An 11,025-nucleotide genomic window follows, 5' to 3' on the forward strand; every position below is an offset into this window, starting at 1 on the left:
CAGCAGGTAGAGCGTGGCGCGCCACGCTCTACCTGCTGACGAGCGTGCCGCTGGGCCTCGCGACCCTCACCGCGCTCCTCCTCCTGGCCGTCGCGGGCAGCGCGCTCACCGTGATCCTGATCGGCATCCCGCTCCTCCTCACCCTCGTGCTCGCGGGCATCCCGCTGGCCGTCGTGGAACGGCACAGGCTGCGGCTGCTCGACCCGCGGCCCCTCGCCCCGGCCCACCGCGAACCGGACGGCACCGGCCTCTCCGCCTGGCTGCGCACCCGCCTCCAGGAGCGGGCCACCTGGCGGGAGCTCGGCTACGCGCTGCTGTTCGCCCTGGTCCTGTGGCCGCTGGAGGCGCTGGCCGCGGGCACGGCCCTCGTCGTCTGCGGCGGGCTGATGGCCGCCCCCTTGATGCTGGCGGCGAGCGGCGGCGAGGAGGCGCGCGTGCTCAAGATCTGGCTGATCCACAGCTACCCGCCCGCCTGCGCGGCGCTGCTCGCCGGACTGGTGCTGCTCCCCCTGTTCGCGTATCCGCTGGGGATCCTCGCGGCGGGCCGGGCGGTGCTGACCCGGCAGTTGCTCTCCGCGCCCGAGGCCGGCCTCGACTCCCGGCTGCGGGAGCTGGGCCGCTCCCGGATACGGCTGGTGGACGCCTTCGAGGCGGAGCGCCGGCGGATCGAACGCGATCTGCACGACGGCGCGCAACAACGGCTGGTCGCACTGTCCATGACGCTCGGTCTGGCCCGGCTGGAGAACCCGGCCGAACCGCTGGCCGGGCTGCTCACCAAGGCCCACGAGGAGGCCGGGGTCGCGCTGGTGGAGATCCGGGAGCTCATCCGGGGCATCCACCCCCAGGTCCTCACCGACCGCGGCCTCCAGGCTGCGGTCGAGGACGTCGCGGACCGGTCGGTGGTCCCGGTGGACATGGACTTCGACCTGCCGGACCGGCTCCCCCAAGCGGTGGAGACGGCGGTCTACTTCGCGGTCTGCGAGGCGCTGGCCAACGTGGCCAAGCACAGCGGGGCGGTGCACGCGCGGGTGAGCGGCCGGACGGAGCGGGGCCGGCTGGTGGTGGAGGTGTGGGACGACGGGACGGGCGGCGCCGACACCCGTGACGGCACGGGCCTCCAGGGCGTGGCCGACCGTATCTCGGTGCTCGACGGCCACCTGCTAGTGTCCAGTCCGCCCGGCGGGCCCACGGTGTTTCGGCTGCAGGTCCCCCTCTCACCTGCGGATACGAGGACGTGAGCGTGCGCATCGTACTGGCCGAGGACAGTGTGCTCCTGCGGGAAGGCCTGATCGGGCTGCTGGAGCGGTTCGGCCATCAGGTGGTGGCGGGCGCCGGCACGGCGGACGAGCTGATCGCGGCCGTGGCCGCCCACGTCCCGGACATCGTGGTGACCGATGTGCGCATGCCGCCCGGTTTCTCCGACGAGGGGCTGCGCGCCGCGATCGAACTGCGCACCCGCCAACCGGAATTGCCCGTCCTCGTGCTCAGCCAGTACGTCCAGCGCGCCTACGCCGAGGACCTCCTCGACTCCGCCGATGGTGCGGGCGTCGGTTATCTGCTCAAGGAACGCATCGGCAACGTAGAGGAGTTCGTCGACGCCCTGCACCGCGTCGCCGCCGGGAACACGGTCGTGGACCCCGAGGTGGTCCGCCATCTGATCCGTCGCCGCCGGGACCCCCTCTCCCGGCTGACCGCGCGCGAGCAGGAGGTGCTGGCCCTGATGGCGGAGGGCAGGTCCAACGCGTCGATCGCCGCGGCGATGACGGTGAGCGAGGGCACGGTCAGCAAGCACTTCGGCAGCATCCTCGGCAAGCTCGACCTCTCGCTGGACGACACCACGAACCGCCGGGTGCTGGCGGTGCTGGCGTACCTGCGGGGCTGACCGGCGTCGCCTGCGTACCGGCACCCCATACCCCGCACCACGCACCACGCACCACGCACCACGCACCACGCACCACGCACCACGCACCACGCACCACGCACCACGCACCACGCACCAAAAGACATTGCCGGGGCGCACACCCATGACGCAGGATTCCACGCTGTGACCACAGCCGATGAAAGCCCGCAGCCCCAGCCCTCCGCGTCGGCCCGCCCCCTCGCGCTGATCACCGGAGTCGGCCGCACGATCGGCATCGGCGCGGGCATCGCCCGCCAACTGGCCGCCTCGGGCTGGGACATCGCCTTCACCTACTGGACGCCGTACGACCGGCGCATGTCCTGGGGCGAGGAGCAGGGCGCGGCCGCGGCCATCGCCGCATCCCTCACCGGACAGGGCGCGCGCACGGTCGCGATCGAGGCGGACCTGGTCGACCCCGACGCCCCGTCCCGCGTCTTCGACGAGGCCGAACGCCGGATCGGACCGGTCACCGCGCTCGTGCTGAGCCATGCCGAGTCGGTCGACTCCGGGCTCCTCGACACGACCGTCGAGAGCTTCGACCGGCACTTCGCCGTGAACGCCCGTGCCACCTGGCTGCTGATCCGGGAGTACGGGCTCCGCTTCCGCGCCGCCCCGGGTTCCGGCCGGATCATCGCCCTCACCAGCGACCACACGGTGGGCAACCTCCCGTACGGCGCCAGCAAGGGGGCCCTGGACCGCATCACCCTGGCCGCCTCCCACGAGCTCGCCCACCTGGGAGTGACCGCCAACGTCATCAACCCGGGCCCCGTGGACACCGGCTGGATGAACGACGACCTCTCGCAACTCCTCGTACGCAACACCCCACTGGGCCGCCTGGGCACCCCGCAGGACACCGCGCACCTGGTGGACTTCCTCTGCTCGCCGCAGGGTCAGTGGGTCAACGGCCAGCTGCTGAAGAGCAACGGCGGATCGGCGTAGTCCTCACCGCCCGCGAGGAGGCACCCACCGCAGGCCCCGGGAACTCAGGCCATGAGCCTTTGCAGACGAGGCTCGACGAGAGGCCGGAAGATCCGCTGCACCACGGCGGTCATCAGAACGACGGCGACGACGGCGGCCACGGCGGTCAGCGCGAGCTTGCCCCAGGGCGAATCGAGCCGGTCGTAGACCCCGGCGTCCACTGCCGCGCGGTAGAGCAGCGGGTGCAGCAGAAGGGCGTACATGGTGCGCGTGCCCATGACCGTGAACCATGTCCTGCGGTTCGGGACGAGGGAGAAGAACGCGGCCGTCATGACGGCCGCGGCGACGAACAGCGCGATCCGCATGAAGAACCAGAACGACAGCGATACGTGCAGTTCGGTGTAGTCGTGCCGCCAGCTGAACCATTCCCAGTCGTTCAGCCGAGGAGCCGCCAGATAGGAGAAGGGCAGCGCGAGGCACATCACCACGGCCGAGACCACCCTGATGTTCCGGGAGCGCAGCCACTCGAAGTGCTCCCGGCGCAGCTGCAGACCCAGCACGAAGAACGGCAGGAACTGGAGCACCCGGGCGAACTGCAGGATGTTCCCGTTGCTGGTGAGGCCCGAAAGCATCGAGATCACGACAGCGACGGCCACCGGCCACCGCACGGCACGCCAGACAGGCGTGGTGATCCGCCAGATGAACAGAGCGACGAGGAACCAGCACACGAACCAGGGCTGGAGGATCGTGATGTCGATCTCGCCCTCGTCGAGGACGTACTGCCGGACCAGTGCGTAGAGGGTCTCGAAGATGAGGTACGGGACCAGAACCCCGGTGATCAGCCGCTTCACCTGATCCGGGCGCCCGGTGTAACTGCGGGAGAGGTAGCCGGAAAGCACGATGAAGGCCGGCATGTGAAAGGAGTAGACCCAGGCTGCCGCGGACCTGACGGCATCACTGTGGTTGATCCAGTCGGCCCAGAAGTGCGCGCAGACCACAAGGACAAGCAGCAGGAACTTGGCATTGTCGAAAAAGGGATCCCTGCCGCCCCGGCCGGGCGCGGGCGCAGCCGACCGTTCCGGTGCCGGGGGCGCCGTCAGCACGGCTCTCTCGCTCGCCGGCCCCGGTATCTCCCCGCCCATGGGGCTTGTCATCCGCCGTCTCCTCCAGAACACCCTGCTGATCGGGTCCATCGCAGCGGCGCGGAATGCCGGCCGCCCGGCCCGGGCGGTGATCTTACACATCAGACCCTGACAGACGGCACCGAAGACACCTCGCGCCGCCCCACCGTATTCCCCTCCCGGCCACCGGCCGGACACCGGGATCAGACGGGGCCGGGCGTCTTTCCGGATCGGCCCGGCGAACGGCGTGTCAGGCGCCTCATCCGGCAAAAGCAAAAGCCCCAGGTCACGGCGAGTGAGTCCTGAGGCTTAAGCGGAGCCGCCTTCGGGATTCGAACCCGAGACCTACGCATTACGAGTGCGTTGCTCTGGCCAACTGAGCTAAGGCGGCACGCCCTGTCGCACCATGATGCGATCAGCGGCGTCGCCAAGTCTACACAGTTTCGAGGGGTGCTCCGCACCGCCCCGTTTCCACGCCTCAGTCGCAGGTCAGGAGCACTTCTTGCCGTCGTCGGGCGCGGTGCCCTCCAGGAGGTACGTGTTGATCGCCGTGTCGATGCAGTCGCTGCCGCGGCCGTACGCCGTGTGGCCGTCGCCCTCGTAGGTGAGGAGCGTGCCCGACGACAGCTGGCCGGCCAGGGACTTCGCCCACTTGTACGGGGTCGCCGGGTCCCGGGTGGTGCCGACGACCACGATCGGGGCGGCGCCCTCGGCCTTGATGGGGTGCGGGGTGCCGGTGGCGGGGACCGGCCAGTACGCGCAGTTCAGGGAGGCCCAGGCGAAGCCCTTCCCGAAGACCGGCGAGGCCTTCTCGAAGGTGGGCAGGGCCTGGGTGACCGCCTGGGAGTTGGCGAAGGCGGGCGGGAGGTCGAGACAGTTCACGGCCGCGTTGGCGTACATGAGGTTCGCGTACGTGCCGTTCGGCTCGCGCTCGTAGTAGCTGTCCGCCAGGGAGAGCAGCCCCGAGCCGTCGCCCGCCTCGGCACCGGCGAGCGCCTCGCGGAGCTGGGGCCAGGCCGTCTCGTCGTACATGGCGGCGATGACGCCCGTGGTGGCGAGGGACTCGCCGAGCTTGCGGGACTCGCCCGTGGCGATCGGCTTCGCGTCGAGGTCGCTGAACAGCTTCTTCAGGTTCGTCGCCGCATCGGCGGCGGACGTCGTACCGAGCGGGCAGTCCGCCTTCTTCACGCAGTCCGCCGCGAAGGACTGGAACGCGGTCTCGAATCCCGCGGTCTGGTCCCGGTTCATCTCGGCCGACGGGAGGGAGGGGTCCATCGCACCGTCGAGCACGAGACGGCCCGCCCGCGCGGGGAAGAGCTCGGCGTACGTCGCACCCAGGAACGTTCCGTACGAGGCACCGACGTAGTGCAGCTGCTCGTCCCCGAGCAGCTCACGCAGGATGTCCATGTCGCGGGCGGTCTCCACGGTGGAGACGTGCGGCAGGATCTCGCCCGAGCGCTGCTCGCAGCCGGTGGCGAACTTCTTGAACGAACTGCTCAGCTTCGTGACCTCGACGGCGTCGTCAGGCGTCTGGTCGACCTGGGTGTAGGCGTCCATCTGTGAACCGGTGAGGCACTCGACGGGCTCGCTGCGCGCCACCCCGCGCGGATCGATGGCGACCATGTCGTAGCGGGCGCGCACCTGTGCGGGGTAGCCGATCGCGGCGTATCCCTGGAGATAGCCGATGGCCGATCCGCCGGGACCTCCCGGGTTCACGAGGAGGGAGCCGATCTTCTTGCCGGGACCGGTGGCCTTCTTGCGGGAGACCGCCAGCTTGATCTCGCCGCCGTCCGGCTTCGCGTAGTCGAGCGGCGCCTTCATCGTGGTGCACTGGAATCCGGTGACCCCGCAGTCCCGCCAGTTCAGTTGCTGGGCGTAGAACGGCTTCAGCGCCGCCGGTACGGCGGAGGGTGTGGCCGAGGCCGCCTGCGCGGGCGACGAGGCGCCCGTCGTCGAACCCCCATCGGTACAGCCGGAGATGAGGAGGCCGGCGGTGCCGAGCGCTAGGGCGAGGGTGCGGAGCGGGCGCCTGGTATGCATGTCCGGAGCGTAGCCGCCGGGCGTCGGCTCGTCCGATTCCCTGCTCTTTCGGGTGATTCGGAGACCGGCCGGGCTGCGCGGCTATTCGGAGACCGGCCGGGCTGCGCGGCCGTCGCGTCGTGCAGCCATGACCGGCGGTCTCAGCCCGCCCGCAGCGCCATCGTCATCGCCTCCACCGCGAGCAGCGGGGCGACATTGCGGTCCAGGGCCCGGCGGCAGGCGGTCACCGCCTCGATCCGGCGCAGGGTGCGCTCCGGCGTGGACGAGCGAGCGATGCGGTCGAGGGAGTCCTGGGCGTCCGCGTTGGCGATGGCGATCCGGGAACCCAGTTGCAGGGCGAGCACATCGCGGTAGAACCCGGTCAGTTCGGTGAGCGCCAGATCGAGGCTGTCGCGCTGGGTGCGGGTCTTACGGCGCTTCTGCCGGTCCTCCAGCTCCTTCATCACCCCTGCGGTGCCCCGCGGCATCCGGCCCCCGGCCGAGGCGCCAAGTGCGGCCTTCATGTCTTCCGTCTCCTTGACGTCGACGTCCTCGGCCGCCTGCTTCGCGTCGTCGGTGGCGGTGTCGATCAGTTCCTGGGCGGCCTTGAGACAGCCGCCGATGTCGTCGACCCGCAGCGGGAGCTTCAGGACGGCCGCCCTGCGGGCACGCGCCCGCTCGTCGGTGGCGAGACGGCGGGCCCGGCCGATGTGTCCCTGGGTGGCACGGGCGGCGGACGCGGCCCGCTCCGGATCGATGCCGTCGCGCCGGATCAGGACATCGGCGACGGCATCGACCGACGGAGTGCGCAGCGTGAGGTGGCGGCAACGCGACCGGATCGTGGGCAGCACATCCTCCAGCGAGGGCGCGCAGAGCAGCCACACCGTGCGCGGCGCGGGCTCCTCGACCGCCTTGAGCAGCACGTTGCCCGCGCCCTCGGTGAGGCGGTCGGCGTCCTCCATGACGATGACCTGCCAGCGCCCGACGGCCGGCGAGAGCTGGGCACGGCGGACCAGCTCGCGGGTCTCCTTCACACCGATGGACAGCAGATCGGTTCGGATCACGTCGACATCGGCGTGCGTACCGATGAGGCTCGTGTGACAGCCGTCGCAGAAACCGCAGCCCGGTGCCCCTCCCAGGGCACGGTCCGGGCTGGTGCACTGCAGGGCGGCGGCGAAGGCCCGCGCGGCGGTGGACCGGCCGGAGCCCGGGGGGCCGGTGAACAGCCAGGCGTGGGTCATCTTCGAGCCGGGCGGCACCTGCTGCCCCGTGGAATGGGCGGTGACCAGCGCGTCGGCGTCCCGGGCGGCGGCACCGAGCTGCTCCTGCACGCGGTCCTGGCCGACCAGGTCGTCCCATACGGACACGGGTCACCGCCCTTCCGGTGGTGTGCGGGCCGCACCACCGTTCCGTGGAACGGCGACGCGGGTTTCCTGTGGCTCCCGCCATGGCTGTCGCCGTGACGTTCGCCGGTCCGGCCTCCCATTGTGGGGGACGGGTCTGACAATCCCGGCAGACGGCCGGAGGAACGACGGCAGCCCGGGCGCCCGGACGCCGATGGCCCCGCGCCTGTTCGCGCGGGGCCATCGGCGTCGTACCAGGTCAGCGACGCGGGCGGCGTCCCCGGCCCCTGGGTCCGGGGTCCTCGTCGTCGTGGTCGCCGAGCAGCTCGTCCGCCAGCGTGGGCAGATCGTCCAGCGGCGTCTCCTCCGCCCAGTCCGGGCGCGGACGCCCCGACCGGCCGGACGATCCCTGCCGGTCCCGGTCCGCGGGCGGATTCGCCTGCGGGTCGGTGATCTGCGGCAGCTCGCGGGTGCGCTCGTTCTCGCCCTCCGGTGCGGAGGCCGCCGGGCGCTCGTCCCGGAAGATGCCGCGCGGTACCCGGTCCGCGGGGTTGGCGTCGCGTCCGGAGTTACGCAGTCCCGCGTCCCGTACCGGCGGCAGCACTGCTGTCTCGTCCGCCGCACCGGGATGCCCGGACGCGTCGGAGATCTTCGGGATCATCGCCGTCTCGGCCTCGTCGGAGGGCCAGGGCGCGGACGGCGACGCGCTGCGGGGCCGCCCGGAGCCGGACTGCGGATCCACCGGGGAAGGCACCGGCTGCGTGATCTCGTTCGGGTTGACGATCGGGGTCGGAACCGTCAGCTCACTGTCCGACACGGGCGGCTCGGGCCTCTCGGGCCTCGCACTGGCACGCGAAGCCCGCTCGGCCTCGGCGGCCTCAGCCTCCGCATCGGCTTCCGCCTGCGCGGCCGCCGCCGCCCGGGCGCGGGCGCTCTCCGCGGCGGCAGCGGCCTCCGCCTCTGCCTGGCGTCGAGCTGCCTCGGCCCGGAGCAGGGCCTCCTCCGCCTTGCGCTGCTTCTCGAGACGCCGGGCCTCGGCTTCCTGGCGCAGCCGGGCCTCCTCCTCGGCCTGGCGGCGCAGCCGGGCCTGCTCGGCCTCGCGCGCAGCGTCCTCGGCCTCGACCCGGGCGCGCTCCTCCTCGGCACGCTGCCGGGCCTCCTCAGCGCGCTGACGCGCCTCTTCCGCCTGGCGTTCGGCCTCGCGGCGGCGCGCTTCCTCCTCCTCGCGGCGCTTGCGCTCCTCCTCCTCGGCCCGGAGCTTGGCGAGCTGCTCCTGGCGCTCGCGCTCCAGCCGCTCCTCCTCCGCCTTGCGCGCGGCCTCCTCCTCGGCGAGGCGCCTGGCCTCTTCCTCGGCGGCCTTGCGCGCCTCTTCCCGGGCCTTGATCTCGGCCTCGGAGAGCGGAAGGAGCTGGTCGAGCCGGTGACGTACGACCGTGGTGATCGCCTCCGGTTCCTGGCCGGCGTCCACCACCAGGTAACGCGTCGGGTCTGCGGCGGCCAGCGTCAGGAAGCCGGAGCGCACCCGGGCGTGGAACTCGGGCGGCTCGGACTCCAGCCGGTCGGGCGCTTCGGTGAACCGTTCCCTCGCGGTCTGCGGGTCGACGTCCAGCAGCACCGTCAGATGCGGTACGAGGCCGCTCGTCGCCCAGCGTGAGATCCGGGCGATCTCGGTCGGCGCGAGATCACGGCCCGCGCCCTGGTAGGCGACGGACGAGTCGATGTAGCGGTCGGAGATGACGATCGCGCCCCGCTCCAGCGCCGGGCGCACGACCGAGTCGACGTGCTCGGCGCGGTCGGCGGCGTACAGGAGTGCCTCGGCCCGGTTGGAGAGCCCTGCCGACGACACGTCGAGCAGGATCGAGCGCAGCCGCTTGCCGACGGGGGTCGCACCCGGCTCGCGGGTGACGACGACCTCGTGGCCCTTGGCACGGATCCACTCGGCGAGCGCCTCGACCTGGGTGGACTTGCCCGCTCCGTCACCGCCCTCCAGGGCGAGGAAGAAGCCGGTCCCGGCGGGCGCGACCGCCGGGTCGCCCCCACGCAGCGCCTCGCGCAGATCGCGCCGCAGCGGCACACCGGAGCGGTCGTCCGTCTTCGCGAGGACGATCGCTGCGACCGGCAGCAGCAGGGCGCCGATCAGCATGAGCGTGAAGGCGGCGCCGCCGTGCGCGAAGACGAAGTCGCCCGCGGTCAGCCGGTGGGTGCCGATGGCGGCGGCCACCAGCGGTCCGCCGACCGCGCCGAGCGCGATCAGGACCCGCACGACTGCCTGGAGGTGCTCGGTGGTCCGGGCCCGGCGGAACTCCTCGGTCTCCTGGTCGACGAGCACATGCCCGGTGTTCGCGGCGACACCCGCCGCGTATCCGGCGAGCACGGCGAGCAGGAGGACGGTCGCCGTGTCCGGGACCAGGCCCATCGCCAGGAGGGCGACTCCGGTGACGGCGGTGGCCAGGGAGAGCAGCCGTCGCCGCGACAGGGTGGGCAGCACCTTCTGCGCGGTACGGATGCCGACACCCGTACCGCCGGTCAGGGCGAGGATCAGCAGGGCGAAGGTGGCGGGGCCACCGCCGAGGTCGGCGGCGTCCAGCACGGCGACGGCGGCCGCAGCCGCGATCGCTCCGGCGACTGCGGCACAGGTCGCGACGATCAGCGGGACGGCGCCGGTGCGGCCCTTGTCCGGTCCGCTGCCGGCGGACGGCCGGCGCAGCCCCTCCAGGGGCGAGCGCGGCCGGGGCGTCGGCGTGCCGGGCAGTTCCAGGAAGTACAGGGTGGAGATCGAGGCGGAGAACAGCCCGGCCGCGACGTACGAGCCGAGGGCCGCCTGGTGGAAGGAGAACCACTCCAGGCCCGAGCCCAGCAGGTTGCCGATCAGCGTGGCGACCAGCAGAACGGCCGCGGCGGCGGGAACGGCGGCGAAGTCCGTACGCAGGGACAGCCGGCGCAGTGAGTCGAGGTGGTCCGGCAACGGGCGCACCGCAGCGCCCTCGATCGGCGGAGCGGGCAGCAGCGCGGGCGCCGCCCCGTCCTTCGCGATCGTCCACAGGCGCTCACCGGCACCGGTGACGAAGACGGTGATGAGGATCATCATGAGCGCCTTGTCGGGCGTCCAGTCGATCCAAAGGGGCGCGACGACCAGCAGCGCGAGCCGCAGCCCGTCGGCGCCGATCATCAGCCATCGCCGGTCCAGCGGCCCTCCCGGCGCCGTCAGGGTCGTCAGCGGCCCCAGGAGTACGGCTCCGAAGAGCAGGGTGGAAATAATCCGGGCCCCGAAGACGGCGGCGACGGCGAAGGCCGCCCCGCGGTATCCGGATCCGAATGAGCCCTCAAGGACCGCCGCTTGCAGCGACAGCAACACCAGCACGAGAAGGGCGAGTGCATCGCCGGTACTGCCGACGAGCTGGGCGCTCCACAACCGCTTCAGCGGGGGAACACGCAACAGGGCTCGTACGGCGCGCTCGCGTGAGTCTGCGGCAAGTGTGTCGGAGGTGGGGCTCACGACCGTTGGCTGCTCGGCTCGCGTCATCCGCCCAGCCTATCGGGAGCGGAGCGGTGCCCGGGGTCCGCGTCCGAACATACGACCGTCGACCTCACGATCCGCCCCACCCGACGGGCACGCGGCCCCGGCCTTCGAAGCCACGACCTCCGGCCTATCGGGCCGTCCCTGCCCCCAGCCCTCGGGCCCCGCCTGGGATCCGGCCCATCGGCTCCTGCCTGCCCCCAGGCC

At 72.0% G+C, this 11,025-nt stretch carries 7 protein-coding genes and 1 tRNA gene; 3 read left to right on the plus strand and 5 right to left on the minus strand.

Annotation, left to right across the window (positions count from 1 at the left end; all coding sequences use genetic code 11):
• The 3 genes from JGS39_RS30230 to JGS39_RS30240 form a co-directional block, all read left to right on the plus strand.
• Positions 1-1,238 (plus strand): sensor histidine kinase (locus tag JGS39_RS30230; RefSeq protein WP_236065832.1); only part of this gene is annotated, 1,238 nt, incomplete at its 5' end.
• 2 nt (positions 1,239-1,240) lie between these two features.
• Positions 1,241-1,882, plus strand: coding sequence for a response regulator transcription factor (locus JGS39_RS30235; RefSeq protein WP_219572888.1), 642 nt, complete (start codon positions 1,241-1,243; stop codon positions 1,880-1,882).
• A 162-nt stretch (positions 1,883-2,044) separates the two neighbouring features.
• Complete coding sequence (locus JGS39_RS30240) at positions 2,045-2,839, plus strand: SDR family oxidoreductase (RefSeq protein WP_219572889.1); 795 nt, start codon at positions 2,045-2,047, stop codon at positions 2,837-2,839.
• 44 nt (positions 2,840-2,883) lie between these two features.
• Here the strand turns inward: JGS39_RS30240 and JGS39_RS30245 are convergent, their stop codons facing one another.
• From JGS39_RS30245 to tmk, 5 genes are all read right to left on the minus strand, one after another.
• Entirely contained in the window at positions 2,884-3,972 is a 1,089-nt protein-coding gene (locus JGS39_RS30245; RefSeq protein WP_219572890.1) for an acyltransferase family protein, read from the minus strand.
• A gap of 284 nt (positions 3,973-4,256) precedes the next feature.
• Positions 4,257-4,330 (minus strand) — tRNA-Thr (locus tag JGS39_RS30250).
• A gap of 98 nt (positions 4,331-4,428) precedes the next feature.
• Positions 4,429-5,979: an alpha/beta hydrolase gene (locus JGS39_RS30255; protein ID WP_219572891.1), complete on the minus strand. Its 1,551-nt coding sequence runs from the start codon at positions 5,977-5,979 to the stop codon at positions 4,429-4,431.
• A 140-nt stretch (positions 5,980-6,119) separates the two neighbouring features.
• Positions 6,120-7,325: a DNA polymerase III subunit delta' gene (locus JGS39_RS30260; protein WP_219572892.1), complete on the minus strand. Its 1,206-nt coding sequence runs from the start codon at positions 7,323-7,325 to the stop codon at positions 6,120-6,122.
• 235 nt (positions 7,326-7,560) lie between these two features.
• Positions 7,561-10,824, minus strand: coding sequence for a dTMP kinase (gene tmk, locus JGS39_RS30265; RefSeq protein ID WP_219572893.1), 3,264 nt, complete (start codon positions 10,822-10,824; stop codon positions 7,561-7,563).
• Positions 10,825-11,025: the final 201 nt, after the last annotated feature.

Source organism: Streptomyces poriferorum, assembly GCF_019399235.1.
In the GTDB taxonomy this organism is placed as follows: Bacteria; Actinomycetota; Actinomycetes; order Streptomycetales; family Streptomycetaceae; genus Streptomyces; species Streptomyces poriferorum.